At 71.5% G+C, this 15,087-nt stretch carries 18 protein-coding genes and 1 pseudogene; 11 read left to right on the top strand and 8 right to left on the bottom strand.

Features of this window, described 5'->3' with window-relative positions; genetic code table 11:
* Positions 1-126, bottom strand: a pseudogene (locus G6039_RS30620) (3-hydroxybutyrate dehydrogenase); the annotation flags it as partial.
* Between the two features lie 60 nt (positions 127-186).
* On the bottom strand, positions 187-1,287 hold the full coding sequence (locus tag G6039_RS15265) for an NAD(P)-binding domain-containing protein (RefSeq protein WP_029541881.1): 1,101 nt from the start codon (positions 1,285-1,287) through the stop codon (positions 187-189).
* A 229-nt stretch (positions 1,288-1,516) separates the two neighbouring features.
* On the opposite strand from G6039_RS15265, the gene G6039_RS15260 reads away from it, so the two are divergent.
* The 5 genes from G6039_RS15260 to G6039_RS15240 all read left to right on the top strand — a co-directional run bounded on the left by G6039_RS15260 (position 1,517) and on the right by G6039_RS15240 (position 5,426).
* The gene (locus tag G6039_RS15260; protein ID WP_029541883.1) at positions 1,517-2,404 is read left to right on the top strand and encodes an SPFH domain-containing protein; all 888 of its coding nucleotides are present in this window, start codon (positions 1,517-1,519) and stop codon (positions 2,402-2,404) included.
* A 15-nt stretch (positions 2,405-2,419) separates the two neighbouring features.
* Entirely contained in the window at positions 2,420-2,620 is a 201-nt protein-coding gene (locus G6039_RS15255; RefSeq protein WP_006941096.1) for a type II toxin-antitoxin system antitoxin, read from the top strand.
* Positions 2,621-2,690: 70 nt separating this feature from the next.
* On the top strand, positions 2,691-3,422 hold the full coding sequence (locus G6039_RS15250) for an enoyl-CoA hydratase (RefSeq protein ID WP_029541887.1): 732 nt from the start codon (positions 2,691-2,693) through the stop codon (positions 3,420-3,422).
* A 29-nt stretch (positions 3,423-3,451) separates the two neighbouring features.
* Complete coding sequence (locus G6039_RS15245; RefSeq protein WP_006941094.1) at positions 3,452-4,567, top strand: MBL fold metallo-hydrolase; 1,116 nt, start codon at positions 3,452-3,454, stop codon at positions 4,565-4,567.
* A gap of 94 nt (positions 4,568-4,661) precedes the next feature.
* On the top strand, positions 4,662-5,426 hold the full coding sequence (locus G6039_RS15240; protein ID WP_006941093.1) for a ZIP family metal transporter: 765 nt from the start codon (positions 4,662-4,664) through the stop codon (positions 5,424-5,426).
* A gap of 6 nt (positions 5,427-5,432) precedes the next feature.
* Here the strand turns inward: G6039_RS15240 and G6039_RS15235 are convergent, their stop codons facing one another.
* On the bottom strand, positions 5,433-5,777 hold the full coding sequence (locus G6039_RS15235) for a hypothetical protein (RefSeq protein ID WP_006941091.1): 345 nt from the start codon (positions 5,775-5,777) through the stop codon (positions 5,433-5,435).
* 88 nt (positions 5,778-5,865) lie between these two features.
* Positions 5,866-6,753, bottom strand: a complete 888-nt coding sequence (locus G6039_RS15230; RefSeq protein WP_043797769.1) for a LysR family transcriptional regulator — start codon at positions 6,751-6,753, stop codon at positions 5,866-5,868.
* A 100-nt stretch (positions 6,754-6,853) separates the two neighbouring features.
* Here G6039_RS15230 and G6039_RS15225 point away from each other — a divergent pair, with 100 nt between their 5' ends.
* The 6 genes from G6039_RS15225 to G6039_RS15200 all read left to right on the top strand — a co-directional run bounded on the left by G6039_RS15225 (position 6,854) and on the right by G6039_RS15200 (position 11,716).
* Positions 6,854-7,219, top strand: coding sequence for a YybH family protein (locus G6039_RS15225; RefSeq protein WP_006941088.1), 366 nt, complete (start codon positions 6,854-6,856; stop codon positions 7,217-7,219).
* A 63-nt stretch (positions 7,220-7,282) separates the two neighbouring features.
* Positions 7,283-9,760 (top strand): HAD-IC family P-type ATPase, encoded by a 2,478-nt coding sequence (locus tag G6039_RS15220; RefSeq protein ID WP_043797766.1) that lies wholly within the window; start codon positions 7,283-7,285, stop codon positions 9,758-9,760.
* Positions 9,761-9,883: 123 nt separating this feature from the next.
* A complete protein-coding gene (locus G6039_RS15215; protein WP_029541908.1) occupies positions 9,884-10,168 on the top strand; it encodes an antitoxin in 285 nt (94 codons plus the stop codon).
* Between the two features lie 106 nt (positions 10,169-10,274).
* Entirely contained in the window at positions 10,275-10,520 is a 246-nt protein-coding gene (locus G6039_RS15210; protein WP_006941082.1) for an antitoxin, read from the top strand.
* A gap of 95 nt (positions 10,521-10,615) precedes the next feature.
* A complete protein-coding gene (locus G6039_RS15205) occupies positions 10,616-10,795 on the top strand; it encodes an antitoxin (RefSeq protein WP_202917671.1) in 180 nt (59 codons plus the stop codon).
* Positions 10,796-11,047: 252 nt separating this feature from the next.
* Positions 11,048-11,716 (top strand): ScbR family autoregulator-binding transcription factor, encoded by a 669-nt coding sequence (locus tag G6039_RS15200; protein WP_006941080.1) that lies wholly within the window; start codon positions 11,048-11,050, stop codon positions 11,714-11,716.
* Here G6039_RS15200 and G6039_RS15195 read toward each other — a convergent pair.
* The 4 genes from G6039_RS15195 to G6039_RS15180 form a co-directional block, all read right to left on the bottom strand.
* Positions 11,709-12,371 carry a TetR/AcrR family transcriptional regulator gene (locus G6039_RS15195; RefSeq protein WP_043797764.1) on the bottom strand — a complete coding sequence of 221 codons (663 nt, stop codon included), beginning with the start codon at positions 12,369-12,371 and terminating at the stop codon, positions 11,709-11,711. The two genes, G6039_RS15200 and G6039_RS15195, sit on opposite strands and share 8 nt — an antisense overlap.
* A gap of 110 nt (positions 12,372-12,481) precedes the next feature.
* Positions 12,482-13,234: an enoyl-CoA hydratase/isomerase family protein gene (locus G6039_RS15190; RefSeq protein ID WP_043797763.1), complete on the bottom strand. Its 753-nt coding sequence runs from the start codon at positions 13,232-13,234 to the stop codon at positions 12,482-12,484.
* A gap of 2 nt (positions 13,235-13,236) precedes the next feature.
* On the bottom strand, positions 13,237-13,899 hold the full coding sequence (locus G6039_RS15185) for a TetR/AcrR family transcriptional regulator (protein WP_006941076.1): 663 nt from the start codon (positions 13,897-13,899) through the stop codon (positions 13,237-13,239).
* A 31-nt stretch (positions 13,900-13,930) separates the two neighbouring features.
* Complete coding sequence (locus G6039_RS15180) at positions 13,931-15,079, bottom strand: acyl-CoA dehydrogenase family protein (protein ID WP_006941064.1); 1,149 nt, start codon at positions 15,077-15,079, stop codon at positions 13,931-13,933.
* Between the last annotated feature and the right edge of the window lie 8 nt (positions 15,080-15,087).

Genomic DNA, 15,087 nt, shown 5'->3' with positions numbered 1-15,087 from the left:
CTCCCCGGGTTCGACGAGCCGCTTGATCGCCGGCTCGGTGAGCAGCACGTCGGCGAGCACTCGCTCCTCGTCGATGCCGTGCAGCCGGGCCTGGTCGCTGATCTGCTTCTCCACCAACGGCGTTCGCCGGCGCGGTGAGCACCAGTCCGGCGGACACCATCGCCAGGACGGCGCCGATGCGGCGGATCACGGCCCCGGCGCGGTGGCCGCGAGATGGTCGACGAGTTCGCGGGCGGCGGCGCGACCGGCGCGGTTCGCGCCGATGGTCGACGCCGACGGCCCGTACCCGACGAGGTGGACCCGCGGGTCCGCGGAGACCTGCGTCGCCAGCTTCCCCGTCATGGTGATGCCGCCGCCGGGATTGCGCAGGCCGAGGGGCGCGAGATGGTCGAGGGAACTGCGGAAACCGGTGCACCACAGGATGACATCGACATCGAGCGTGGTGCCGTCGGGCCACCGGACGCCGGTCTCGGTGATCTCGTCGAACATCGGGAGGCGGTCGAGTGCGCCGCGTTCGCGGGCCGCACGGATAGCGGGCGTGACCGGCAGTCCGGTCACCGACACCACCGACCCGGGCGGCAGGCCCCGCCGTACCCGGTCCTCGACCAGCGCGACGGCGGCCCGGCCGAGTTCCGGGGTGAAATCCTCGTCGCGCCAGGCGGGTTCGCGGCGGGTCACCCAGGTGGTTTCGGTGACGCGGGAGATCTCGTCGAGCAGCTGCACCGCCGAGATGCCGCCGCCGACGACGAGGACGTGGCGGCCGGTGAACTCGTCGGCGCTGCGGTAGTCCCGGGTGTGCAGCTGGCGTCCGCGGAAGCGGGTGGCGCCCGGGTACCAGGGCACGAAGGGGTGTTCCCACGTGCCGGTGGCGTTGACCAGTCCGCGGGCGGAATACACGCCGCGGTCGGTCTCCACGCGCAGTCGCTCGCCGCGGGCGCACACCACGCCGACCTGGACGGGGCGGTGCACCGGCAGGTGGAAGCGGGCCTCGTAGGCGCGGTAGTACTCGGGAACCGCGGCGGCCGCCGGCACCTGCCCGGCGGTGGTGTCGACCGCTTCGGAGAACGGCCACCCCGGCAGGTCGTGTACTCCGTTGACGGTGCTCAGCGTCAACGACGGCCACCGCTCCTGCCAGGCGCCGCCGGGGCCGAACGACCGGTCCAGCACGACGAACCCGGACTCCGGTTCGACGCCGAACCGCTGCAGGAAGTAGGCGGTGGACAGCCCGGCCTGGCCCGCGCCGATCACCACGACGTCGACGGGGGTCGCCGGTGCGTCCGTCGTCATCACCGCCCTCCCTTCCGTGGGTCCGCACCCATGATGCACCGGCGTCCCCGTCGCCGCCGTGCCGTCGGCACGATCGGGGCCGTGCCGTCGGCACGATCGGGGCCGTGCCGTCGGCACGATCGGGGCCGGCGCGACCACCGGCGGAGGGACTCACGGGCTTTTCCGCACGACCAAAAATGTGATATCACTTTAATATCGCATTGCAATGACCGGGAAGGGAGTCACCGCCATGTCCGCCACGCCCTCCGTAACCATCGAGCGGCCCGGACGATCCGCGAGCGGCTGGTCCGTCCTCGCGATCGCGCTCGCCGTGGACGTCGTGGCAGCGGCGCTCGCCGTGTTCGGCGCGGTGAACCACAACGTCGCGCTCGTCGTGGCCGGCGCGGTGCTGTTCGTCCCCGCCACCGTGGCGCTCGCCGGCCTGGTCCTCGTCGAACCCAACGAGGCCCGCGTGCTGCAGTTGCTCGGCAGCTCGTACTCGGGCACCCTCCGGCAGGACGGGCTGCGCTGGATGAATCCGCTCAACACCCGGCGCAAGATCTCCACCCGCATCCGCAACCACGAGACCGGGATCGCCAAGGTCAACGACGCCGACGGCAACCCCATCGAGATCTCCGCCGTCATCGTGTGGCAGGTCGAGGACACCGCCCGGGCCGTGTTCGACGTCGACGACTTCGAGGAGTTCGTCGCCGTGCAGACCGAGGCGGCCGTCCGCCACATCGCCGGCAGCTACCCGTACGACGCGGGCCCGGAGACGTTGTCGCTGCGGCAGAACGCCGACGAGATCACCTCGAGGCTCTCCGCGGAAGTCGACGAGCGGGTCGGATCCGCCGGCGTGCGCGTTGTCGAATCCCGGATCAACCGGCTCGCGTACGCGCCCGAGATCGCGCAGGCCATGCTGCGTCGCCAGCAGGCGGGTGCCGTCATCGCCGCGCGCGAGCAGATCGTCAGGGGTGCGGTCGGCATGGTCGGAACCGCCCTCGAACAGCTCGAGAAGGAGCACACCATCGAGCTCGACGAGGAGCGCAGGGCCGCGATGGTGAGCAATCTGCTGGTGGTCCTGTGTGGTGACCAGAGCGCGCAACCGGTGCTCAACACCGGATCGCTCTACGCCTGAGGGCTCGTCGACGCCATGGCGGAACGCAAGAAGCTCCTGCTTCGGCTCGACCCGGCGGTCCACGACGCGCTCGCGCGGTGGGCCGCCGACGAGTTGCGCAGCACCAACGCGCAGATCGAGTTCCTGCTCCGGCGCGCGCTGAGCGAGGCGGGACGCATGCCGTGCGACGCCGGGCGCATCCGCAAGCCCGGCCGGCCGCGCGCGGACGAGGGCTGACGCGGAGCGACGTCGCGCCCGTGCGCGGCGGGTGCGATGATGCGTGCCGGCGACGAAAGGTGAAGCACACATGATGGGGATCAGCCGCGACGGCGACGTGGTCACGCTCGAACTGCGGCGCGAGGAGCGCCGCAACGCGCTCAACACCGAGCTGTGCGTCCAGGTCCGGGAGGGGCTCGAGGAGGCACTCGACGGGGGTGCGCGTGCGGTCGTGATCACCGGCCGGGGCTCGAGCTTCTGCGCCGGCGCCGACCTGTCGGGGGACGTCTACGCGGAGGGATTCCTCGACAGCCTGGGCGAGATGCTGCGTGCCATCCAGGAGGCGCCCGTGCCGGTGATCGCCGCGATCAACGGCCCCGCCATCGGCGCGGGCACCCAGCTTGCTCTCGCCGCGGACCTGCGGGTCGTCGCGCCGGGTGCTCGCTTTGCGATTCCCGCGGCGCGCCTTGGTATCTCGGTGGACCGGTGGACGGTACGACGGCTGGCCTCCCTGCTCGGCGGCGGCCCGTCGCGGGCCGTGCTGCTCGCCGCCGAGCCGGTCGACGCCCACGAGGCCGTGGACCGCGGCCTGGCCAACCGGATCGGCGACCTCGTCGCCGCGCAGTCCTGGGCACACGAGATCGCCAAGCTCGCACCGCTGTCGCTGCACGCGATGAAGCTGTTCCTCAACGACGACGGCACCCGCGACGAGCCGTCGCCCGAACAGACGGCCGCGCTGGCCGCGGCGTGGCTCAGCGAGGACGTCCAGGAGGCCCGGCTCGCCCGCGCGGAACGCCGGGAGCCGGTCTTCCGCGGCCGCTGAGCGCGCCCGCGCCCCTCTACAGTGGTGGGGTGAGCGTCAAGCAGACCGCCTCGTCCGCCCTCGCCGGCGCCGGCTTGCTGTGGGTGGCGCGCGCCGCCCGCGGCGTCCCCGGCTCGATCGGCGCGACTCCGGCGGACATCCGCCCGTACGCCGCCGGCTCACCCCGGTATCGGAACGGCCGGTTCCACAACTCGGAGCCGAGCAGCACGGTGCTGCCCGAGGCCGGCGGCAGCCTCGTCAAGGACATGCTCACCCGACGGTCTTCCGGCACGCCGCGCGACGCGGTGCCGCTCGCGCCGCAGCTCGCGCCGGTGCAGGCCGCGGAACTGGCGGTCACCTGGTACGGGCACTCGAGCGTCCTCCTCGAGATCGACGGCCACCGGATCCTCGCCGACCCGGTGTGGAGCGAGCGGGTCTCGCCGTCGCCGGCCGTGGGTCCGGCCCGGTTGCACCCGTCGCCGGTCGAACTGGCGGAACTGCCGCCGATCGACGCCGTCGTGATTTCCCACGACCACTACGACCACCTGGACCGCGAGACCGTGGAGGCGCTCGCGGCCACGCAGCGCGAGGCCCGGTTCCTGGTGCCGCTCGGCGTGGGCGCGCACCTGCGCCGGTGGCGGATCCCGGCCGACCGGATCGTCGAGCTGGACTGGGACCAGCACACCGAGGTGGGCGCGCTCACCGTCACGTGCACCGAGGCGCGGCACTTCTCCGGACGCGGCCTGATCCGCAACATCACACTGTGGTCGTCGTGGGTGATCGCGGGGCCGACGCGAACCGCGTTCTTCGGCGGCGACAGCGGCTACACGCCCCGCTTCGCCGGCATCGGGGACCGCTACGGCCCGTTCGATCTGACGTTGCTGCCGGTGGGGGCGTACGACCCGCGGTGGCCCGACGTGCACATGAACCCGGAGGAGGCGGTGCGCACCCACCTCGATCTCGGGGGCGGCGACCACCCCGGCCTGCTCGTCCCCGTGCACTGGGGCACCTTCAACCTGGCCTTCCACGCGTGGTCGGAGCCGATCGCGCGGCTCCTGCCCGCCGCTCGGGAGGAGGGGGTGCCCACGGCCGTGCCGATGCCGGGGCAGCGGGTCGACGCACTGCGGCCGGGCTCGCAGGATCCGTGGTGGGTTCCGCTCGGCTGACCCCGGGCCGGTAGGGGGTTTCCGGGCCGCCGCAGCGGGTATTCCGCCGTCCGTCGGGGAGCGTCGGAGGGAGGGCGGGGCCATCGTCGAATCGTTGCTCTTCGGGATCATCGCCTCGAGCGCGCTGGTGCTCGGTGCCCTGGTGGGCGGATGGGTGGAGATCCCCAAACGCGTTCTCGCGGCGATGCTGGCGTTCGCCGCCGGCGCGCTCATCACCGCCCTGTCGTTCGAGTTGTTCGAGGATTCGTACGAGAAGGGCGGCATCTGGCGCGCGGCGATCGGACTCGTCGTCGGCGCGCTCGTGTTCACCGTGCTCAGCGCGTGGCTGGACCGGGTGGCCGAGGGCCGGCGGGAGAAGGACCACGGCAGCGAGAAACTCGACGTCGACGCGGCCGCCGAGGAAACCGCGCCGTCGTCGTCCTCGGTGAGCGGGGCGGCCGGGCTGGCGCTGCTGGCGGCGGTCACGCTCGACGGGGTGCCCGAGAACGTGGCGCTCGGTGTGTCCCTGGGGGAGGGCACCGGCGGCCTCGCCCTGCTGGTCGCGATCTTCGTGTCCAACTTCCCGGAGTCGCTCGTCGGCAGCGCCTCCATGCGCGCTCAGGGCCGGTCCCGGGGGTACATCCTCGGGATGTGGGTCGCGTGCGCCACGCTGCTGACCGTCGCCGTCGTCGTCGGGGCCGGGCCGCTCGCGGTGACCCCGCCGGAGACGATCTCCCTGCCGTTGGCGTTCGCGGCGGGCGCGGTGCTGGCGTCGCTGGCCGACACGCTCATGCCGGAGGCCTACGAGAAGGGCGGTCCCACGGTCGCGCTGAGCACCGCCGCGGGATTCGTGCTGTCGTTCGTCCTCGCGACGCTGTGAGCGGTGTCAGCGCGTCGTAGCGGCACGCTTGCGTTCGACGAGCGCCCGCGTGACGAGGAAGGCGATCGCCACACTCGCGACGGTACGCACCAGGCGGTTGACGTCCACCGCCGGCTGCCACGACAGCTTGCCGCCGCTGATGACGTACGCGCCCACCGGGCGAGCCCCGACGCCGAAGCCGCCGCCCTCGCCGTTCTCCCCGTCGGGCGAGTACCCCCCGCCTCCGCCGGCACCGCCGGAGACCACGGCCGCGGTGATGACCGTCAGGCCGTCCTTCTCGACCGGCTCCGAGTACACGCGCTTGACCGTGACCGTGTCGCGTGCCTTGGCCATCAGGTCCTCGAGATTCATGTCCGCCCCCTGTCGTCGTGGATTCGACTCCGGCCGGTTCGCCGGCCCGTGCCCATTCTCGGCCGCGGGCCGCCGCCGGGGAAGTGTCCTAGGTCCCTGCGACGGCGAAGGCGCGACGGCTGTGCCGGACGAGTTCGCGCAGGGCCGGAGCGTCCGTATCGGACCAGATCAGCGACAGCACCGCGGGCCCGGTGGCGTCGTCCAGGGTGAGCCCGCACAACCGGCCCTCGAAGTGCGCGGTCATCGAGCGGCTGAGGATCGCCACGCCCAGCCCGCGGAGGGCGAGGTCGGCGACGGTGTCCGGGGAACTGGCCTGCAGGGCGATGTCGGGGCGCAGGCCGGCGGCGGCACACGCCCGGTCGAACACGGTCCGGATCCCGGTGCCCTCGGGCATGGACACGACGGGGTGCGCGCACACGTCCGCGAGCGTGAGGCGGGCGCGTCCGGTCAGCGGGTGACCGGGCGGCACGGCCGCGACGATCGGTTCGCTGACGAGGGTGAGCGCCTCGAGGCCCGGGGGCGGGCTGCCGGCGGAGCCGACGAGGGCGAGGTCCACGGTGGCGCAGCGGACCCGCTCGACGAGCCGGTCGGAGGCGTCCTCGACGAGGGTGATCTCGACCCCCGGGTGCGCGCGGTGGAACGCGGCGAGCGCGTCGAACAGCCCGGTGACGGTGCAGGCGGTGACCATGCCGACCACCAGCCGTCCGCGGATCAGTGCCGTCACCTCCTCGACCGCCTGCCGGGCGGCCGCGGCGGACGCCAGCGCGGCCCGGGCGTGCGGCAGGGCCGCCTCCCCGGCCGTGGTCAGGGTGGCGGTGCGGGTGGAGCGGTCGAACAGGGCGGCGCCGAGGTCGTGCTCGAGCCGGCGGACCTGGGCGCTGATCCCGGACTGGCTGATGTGGACGCGGTGGGCGGCCCGGGTGAAGTTCGCCTCCTCGGCCACCGCGACGAAGTACTCGAGCTGCCGCAGTTCCATAACCCCGGATTCTAGTTCCGATCAGAACAATCTGTTGGACTTCTGACTCTGCGGGTCGGAGGCTGGAGGTGTCCCGCTTCCGTTCCTGGAGAGGATGACCGTGTCCGACGCAGAGAAGGCTTGGCAGCCAGAGGATCTCACCCGCCTGTTCGTCGAGCGCTCCAACGCCGGCGACGCGGCGGGTGTCGCCGCACTGTACGAGGAGGACGCCGTGATGGCCTACCCGCCGGGCGGTCGCACGGTGGGCCGCGAGGCCATCCGCCGCTTGTGGGAGCAGGTGCTGGAACACGCGCCCCACTTCGAACCCGAGCCGCCGCTGCCGACACTGATCAGCGGCGACCTCGCGCTGACCGCCACCCCGCCGAAGGACGGCGCCGGCGCCCGGGCCCAGGTGGCCCGCCGCCAGCCTGACGGCAGCTGGCTGCGCGTGCTCGACCAGCCCGAGTTCGTCCGCCCGGACAGCTGAGCCCGGCGCGAGGCGCGTCACGGCACGGCGGCGGAGCGCAGCGGGTGGCTTAGCCTGATTCCCATGGCAGCAGAGGAGCCCACCGCCGTCGCCGACCAGGCGGCCGCGCCCCCGACCGACGCGCGGCACATCGAGCTGGGCCTGACCACCGAGCAGGTCGCCGAACGCGTGGCCCGGGGCGCCACCAACGACGTGCCGGACCGGGCGTCGCGGTCGGTCGGCGAGATCGTCCGCGCCAACGTCTTCACCCGCATCAACGCGATCCTGGCCGTCCTGCTGGCCATCGTCCTGGCCACCGGCTCGATCATCGACGGCATGTTCGGCCTGCTGATCATCCTCAACAGCGCCGTCGGAATCGTGCAGGAGATCCGCGCCAAGTGGACCCTCGACAGGCTCGCGATCGTCAGCCAGGCCAAGCCTCTCGTGCGCCGGGACGGGGCGGTGGCCGAGCTCCCGCCGCGCGAGGTGGTGCTCGACGACATCATCGAACTCGGCCCCGGCGACCAGGCGGTGGTGGACGGGTTCGTCGTCGAGGCCGAGGGGCTCGAACTCGACGAGTCGCTGCTCACCGGCGAGGCCGATCCTGTGCACAAGGAGCTCGGCGCACACGTCCTCTCGGGCAGCTTCGTCGCGGCGGGCAGCGGCGCCTACCGGGCCACGAAGGTCGGCCGTGACGCGTACGCAGCCCGGCTCGCCGAGGAAGCCAGCAAGTTCACGCTCGTGCACTCGGAACTGCGCGCCGGCATCGACAAGATCCTGAAATTCATCACCTACCTGATGATCCCGGCGGGCCTGCTCATCATCTACAACCAGCTGTTCTCGAGCGGCGAGGCGCTCGGCCCGGCACTCAGCGGCATGGTCGCCGCGCTCGTTCCGATGGTCCCCGAGGGCCTGGTGCTGATGACGTCGATCGCGTTCGCGGTGGGCGTGATCCGTCTCGGTCGCCGGCAGTGCCTCGTGCAGGAACTGCCGGCCATCGAGGGCCTCGCCCGCGTCGACGTGGTCTGCGCCGACAAGACCGGCACGCTCACCGAGAACGGCATGCGCCTGGCGGACGTCGTGTGCGTCGACGGCAGCGACGAGACGGCCGCCCGTGCCGCGCTCGCGGCGATGGCCGCGGACGACCCGCGTCCCAACGCCAGCGTCCTCGCCGTCCGCGAGGCGATGCCGGACGACCCCGGCTGGGGAGAGGCCACCGCCGTCGCCCCGTTCTCGTCGGCGAAGAAGTGGAGCGGCCAGTCGTACGGCGACCACGGCGACTGGGTGCTCGGCGCACCGGACGTGCTGCTCGATCCCGGCTCGGAGGCGGCCCGGCGCGCCGAGGCGCTCGGGGCGCAGGGGCTGCGGGTGCTGCTGCTCGGCCGGTGCGACCGTCCCGTCGACGACCCGCACGCCCCCGGCACGGTCACCGCGCAGGCCCTCGTCGTGCTCGAGCAGCGGGTCCGGCCCGACGCCAAGCCGACCCTCGAGTACTTCGCGAGCCAGCAGGTCGAGGTCAAGGTCATCTCCGGCGACAACGCCGTGTCGGTCGGCGCGGTCGCGACGTCGCTCGGCCTGCCGCACGCCGATCACCCCGTCGATGCCCGCACCCTGCCGGAGGACCGCGACCGGCTCGCCGACACCCTCGACTCGGCCACCACCTTCGGTCGCGTGCGGCCCGACCAGAAACGGGCGATGGTCGGAGCCCTCCAGTCGCGCGGGCACACCGTCGCCATGACCGGCGACGGGGTCAACGACGTGCTGGCGCTCAAGGACGCCGACATCGGGGTCGCGATGGGCTCCGGCAGCCCGGCTACCCGTGCGGTCGCGCAGATCGTGTTGCTGGACAACAAGTTCGCCACCCTGCCCTACGTCGTCGCCGAGGGCCGGCGGGTGATCGGCAACATCGAGCGGGTCTCGAACCTGTTCCTCACCAAGACCGTGTACTCCGTACTGCTGGCGTTCCTCGTGGGGCTCTCGGGCGCGTTGTCCCAGGTGTTCGGCTACGAGCCGATGCCGTATCCGTTCCTGCCGCGGCACGTGACGATCGCGGCGTGGTTCACCATCGGAGTCCCCGCGTTCATCCTGTCGCTCGCCCCCAACAACGAGCGGGCCCGCTCCGGCTTCGTGTCGCGGGTGATGCGCCTGGCGATCCCGTCGGGGGTGATCATCGGGATCAGCACGTACGTCTGCTACATCCTGGTGTACGCCGGGCCCGAGCAGACCGAGGCGCAGAAGATGCAGGCCGGCACCGCGGCGCTGATCACCTTGATCATGATCGCGCTGTGGGTGCTCGCCGTGGTGGCGCGGCCGTACGTGATGTGGAAACTGGTGCTGCTGGCCGGTTCGGTGCTCGGGTACCTGGTCCTGTTCGCCTTCCCCATCGCCCGCGAGTTCTTCGCCCTCGACATCTCCAACGTCGGCGCAATGGTCACGGCGTTCACGTGCGGGGCGATCGGCGTGGTCCTCGTGGAGGTCTCGTGGTGGGTGACCGGGCGAGTCCACGGTGAGCACCGCCGGCTGTTCGCCGCCAGTGAGGACCTGTTGCCGGGCGTGCACTGACGGGGACGAGGCCACTGCGCCGGCCCGGCCGGGGACGGGGACACTGCGCCGCCGCGGCAGGTTTGGGAACCGGCCCGCGGTGGCACGCTGAGGCATCGATCCCTCGAACGGAAGGAGCGGCAGATGGGTTTGAAGGATTCGATCAAGGGCCTGGTCGACAAGGGCAGGGCGTACGCGGAGAAGAACCCCGACAAGGCCGGCGGGTTCGTCGACAAGGCAGGCGACGCCGCCGATGCCCGGACGGGCGGCAAGTACGCCCAGCACGTGGACAAGGTGCAGGACGCCGCGAAGAAGCACCTCGGTACCGCGGACCATCCCGTTCCCGGTGCGACTCCGGGTCCCGCGGGACGGCCCGGCCCGGAGTCCGATCCCGGCCCGCAGGCGCAGCCGGGCCCGCGCAGCCCGTAGCAGTGGAGGTCTTCGGCGGGAGGTCCCGACAGGGATCTCCCGCTCTGCGTCCACCGGTGGCACGCTGGTGACGATCCGACCATTGCACAGAGAAGGGATGGACCCGATGCGATTCATGGATTCGCTCAAGGGCCTGGTCGACAAGGGCAAGGACTATGCCCGGAAGAACCCGGACACGGTGAACAACGCCATCGACAAGGCCGGCGATCTCGCCCGGACGAAGGGGCCCCGAAAGTACTCCCGGCACGTCGGCAAGGCGCAGGAAGCGGTGAAGAAGACCCTCGGCACCGAAGGTCGCGGACCGGGTCCGGCTGCCGGACCCGGCCCGGCTCCCGGACCCGACCCCCGATAGCGCGGCGTCGGACCCGGCCCCACGTCCGGTCGCGACCTGCTGTGGCAGGCTTGGCCCGCTCGATCATTCGGACGAAAGGACGCGACGTGGGTTTCATGGATTCGGTCAAGGGGCTGGTCGACAAGGGCAAGGAGTTCGCGGCGCAGAACCCCGACAAGGTCGACGAGGCGATCGAGAAGGCCGGTGATCTCGCGGACCGCAAGACCGGCGGAAAGTACGCCGAGCAGGTCGACAAGGCGCAGGACGCGGCGAAGAAGGCCCTCGGCGCCGGATAGGCCGGCGCCGCCGATCGGCCCGTGCTGCCGAGGGGGAGCGGGGCGGGCACGCCGGTGCCGTCCACCCTTCGTTGAACGGTCGATCGGTCTTGTTAAGGTGGCTGGTGCCTTCCGCCGGGATCGACGCAGATCCCGGCGGGCCGCCCAGGGGGAGTCGGCGGTGTGTCGGTCGGGGGTTGTCGAGGGGATGTACGTCGGATGCCTCGGGCCGAGGTGTCTCGTCGGAATCCGCCTCGCGAGAAAGGTGAGTGAGTGGCCAAGCAAGCCCGCGCCGCAGTGACCCGGCAGCAGATCGTGCGCGCCGCCGCCGCGATGTTCGACGAACGAGGGTTCCACGGCGCCAGCTTCGCCGACATTCTCCGCGACACGGGACTGTCCAAGGGGGCGGTGTACTTCCATTTCGCGTCGAAGATCGACCTCGCCGGCGCCATCGTCGCCGAGCAGCACCGCCGCTCGATCGCGCTCGTCGATGCGATCGCCGGCACCGAGGCGTCGACCCTCGAACAGATCGTGATGCTGTGCCACGGCATCGGCCGGCAGATGATCGAGGACCCCGTTGTGCGCGCCGGGATCCGGCTCACCCTCGAACTCGGCAGTCTCGACAAGCCCGCCGGGCCGTACCTGGACTGGATCACGGCCTGCGAGGCGTTCGGCCGTCGTGCCGTCGAGGAAGGCGACCTGGATGCCCACCTCGATCCGTCGATGCTGGCGCACTTCGTGATCTCCGCGTTCACGGGCGTGCAGCTCCTGTCCGACGTCCTCGCCGGGCGCGTCGACCTCGAGGAGCGGATCGACCAGATGTGGACGCTGCTGCTGCCCGGCATCATGCCGACCTCCCGCCACGACGCGATCGAGACGGTGCGCGGGGCGCGCTGGTCGCTACCTCTCGGCGGCGACCTGCTTCCCGTGTCGGCTACGTGAGCAACTGCGCGTAGTCGTCGCGGCGCTCGGCCGGGAGGAGCGTGTTCAGCACGAAGCGGGTCTGGAGCCGGATGTACTCGTCGAGCGTGTAGATGGCCCCGAAGTGCCAGTGCTTGAGCGCCCAGCCGTGCGCCAGCAGCATGATGTCGAAGACCATCAGGTCGACGTCGACCGGGTTCATCACGCCCGCCTCGATCCCCGCGTCGAGCGCGGCGCGCAGCGGCGCCGAGGACTCCACCTCGAGTTCCTTGATCCGGGCGCGTCCGGCGTCGTCGAGGGTGCGGCTCTCCCGGTAGGTGAGCACCGTGGCGTGGAGGTTCTCGTCCACGATCTCGATGTAGCGGCGCATCCCGGCGGCGAGCCGCTCGACGGGGTCGTCGCCGACGGCGTCCATGGCCGGTTCGAGCTGGTCGCGGAAGGCGTCGAGGATCGCGAGGATGGTCGCGAGGAGGACGTCCTCCTTGCCACCGAAGTACTTGTAGATCAGCCCCACGCTCACCCCGGCCTCGTCGGCCAGCGCCTGCATGGACATCTGGTGGAACCCGGTCCGCTGCATGACCGTCACCGCGGCGTCGAGCACCTGTTTGCGGCGGGAGCTGGTGCGCACGGCTCGCACGGCCTCGTCCACGGGTAGCGTGTCGTGGTCGGTGGTCATGGTGGTGCTCCTCGTCGCCGCTGGGTCGGATCCACAGTACCGAGTGATCCGGGCGGGTTGTCCGGCGCAGCCCCGGGCGGCGGACATCCCGCGACGGCCCGCACGCCGGGCTACCGGGCGCGCGCGACGAATCCTTCCAGCAAGCGGACGGTGTCCGGCGTCTCGATCAGCCGGCTGATCTCGTCGAGCTCTCGGGCGAACCCCTCATCGCCCCGAGCTGCGACGATGCAGCGTTTGGCGGCCGCGTAGGCGGCCGGCGGCAGCTGCGCGAGTCGATCGGCCAAGGCTCGGGCCTCGGTCTCGACGTCGGCGTCGGTGGCCCACTGCACGATTCCGAGCCGTTCGGCCGCACGGCCGGTGACCAGTTCGGCGCCGAGAACGAGCCGGTGCGCCACTGACGGACCGGCCAGCCGGGTGAGCCGTTGCGTGCCCCCCGCACCGGGGAGGAGCCCGATTCCCACCTCGGGAAGCCCGAGCTTCACCGAGGCGCCCGCGACGCGGAAGTCGCACGCGAGTGCCAGCTCGAGGCCGCCTCCCGTGGCGGCACCGGCGAGGGCGGCCACCGAGGGCTTCGGCAGCGCCTCGATGCGGGCGAACACGTCCTGGAGCCGTGCGGTGAAGCGGTGCAGGCGTGCACCCCGATCGGGCTGCGTGCTCCAGGACTCCATCATCGCGATGTCCGCGCCTCCGCAGAAGATCCGCCGGGCACTGCGGATCAGGACGGCCCGTACGGCGGGGTCCTCGCCCAGCGTCGTGACCGCCTCGGCCAGGGCCTCCGCCTGCGCCTCGTCGAAGGCGTTGGCGGGGGGACGGTCGAGGGTGATGATCCCGACGCGGTCTTCGCGTGTGGTGACGACGCTCACGGTTACTCCAGCAGGTGTCGGTAGCGGGTTCGGTGTTCTTGTGGCAGAACGGTGTTGAGCACGAACCGGGTCTGCAGCCGGATGTAGTCGTCGAGGCTGTAGAGCCGGCCGAAATGCCAGTGCTTGAGCGCCCAGCCGTGGGCGAGCAGCACCAGGTCGAAGACCATCAGATCGACGTCGACCGGGTTCATGATGCCGGCGTCGATGCCCTCGGTCAGCACCGCACGCAGCGGGGCGGAGGTGGCGATCTCGAGCCGCTTGAGCATCTCCCGCCCGGCCGGGTCGAGCGTGCGGCTCTCGCGGTAGGTCAGGGCCACGGCGTCGAGGTTCTCGTCGACGATCTCGACGAACCGGCCGATCCCCGCGGCCAGGCGCTCCACGGGGTCCGTGCCGGCCGCCGCCATCGCGGGCTCGAGCTGATCCCGGAACGCGTCCAGGATGGCGGTGATGGTGGCGAGGAGGATCTCCTCCTTGTTGCCGAAGTACTTGTAGAGCAGGCCCACGCTGACGTTCGCCTCGTCGGCCAGCGCCTGCATGGACATCTGATGGAACCCTGTGCGCTGCATCACCTTCGCGGCAGCGATCAGGATCTGCCTGCGCCGGGAGTTCGCACGGACCGCGCGCACGGCCTCGTCGATCGGCAGCTCGCTCGGATCGGCCGACATGGGCGTCCTCCTCGTCGCTCGGGACGGCCGCTCAGATCCCGAGATCCTTGGCGACGATCGTCTTCATGATCTCGGTGGTGCCACCGTAGATGGTCTGGATGCGGGCGTCGACGAACGCGCGTGCCACCGCGTACTCGCGCATGTACCCGTAGCCGCCGTGCAACTGCAGGCACCGGTCCGCGACCCGCACCTGCAGTTCGGTGGCCCACCACTTCAGCCGCGCCGCGCGGGCGGCGGTGAGCTCGCCGGCAACGTGCTCGGCGATGCAGTCGTCGAGGAACGTGCGGGCCAGATCCAGCTCGGTGGCCAGTTCGGCCAGCACGAACTGGGTGTTCTGGAAGCTCGAGACCGGCTTGCCGAAGGCCTTGCGCTCCCTGACGTAGGTGAGGGTCTCGGCGAACACGCCCTCCGCCGCGGCGACCGCGCCGATCGCGAGCGACAACCGTTCCTGCGGCAGGTTGTGCACGAGCTGGTAGAAGCCCTGTCCCTCCTCGCCGAGCCGGTTCGCGACCGGGACCCGCATGTCCGTGAAGGCCAGCTCGCTGGTGTCCTGCGCGTGCAGGCCGATCTTCTCCAGATTGCGCCCGCGGGAGAAGCCGGCGGTGTCGGCCTCGACGACGAGCAGGGTCAGGCCCTTGTGCGGGTCGTCGGAGGTGCGGGTGGCGACGACGAACAGGTCGCCGTTCTGCCCGTTGGAGATGAACGTCTTGGCGCCGTTGACCACGTAGTGGTCGCCGTCGCGCACCGCCGAGGTGCGGATGCCGGTCAGGTCGCTGCCGGTGCCGGGTTCGGTCATCGCGATGCCGAGGACGGTCTCGCCGGTGACGGCGCCGGGCAGCCAGCGCGCCTTCTGCTCGTCGGTGGTCATGTCGGTCAGGTACGGCAGCACGACGTCGTTCTGCAGCGAGAACGCGATCCCGGCGGCCGCGTTGCCCGCCCGGTTGACCTCCTCGATCAGGATGGCGTTGTAGCGGAAGTCGTCGACGCCGGGACCGCCGTACTCCTCCGGGACCGGGAAGCCGAGCAGGCCCAGCTTGCCGGCCTCGGTGAACAGGGACCGGTCGAGGCAGCTCGCCCGTTCCCAGTCCTCGTGCACCGGGGTGATCTTGTCCCGGACGAAGTCACGGACGACCTCGCGGAACTGCAGGTGCTCGGAGTCGTGGATCAATCGTGCGTTCATGGTGGGAT

Origin of the sequence: Rhodococcus aetherivorans (genome assembly GCF_011058165.1) — a bacterium.
Taxonomy (GTDB): Bacteria; Actinomycetota; Actinomycetes; order Mycobacteriales; family Mycobacteriaceae; genus Rhodococcus; species Rhodococcus aetherivorans.
This window is presented reverse-complemented; position numbering and strand designations above follow the sequence as displayed.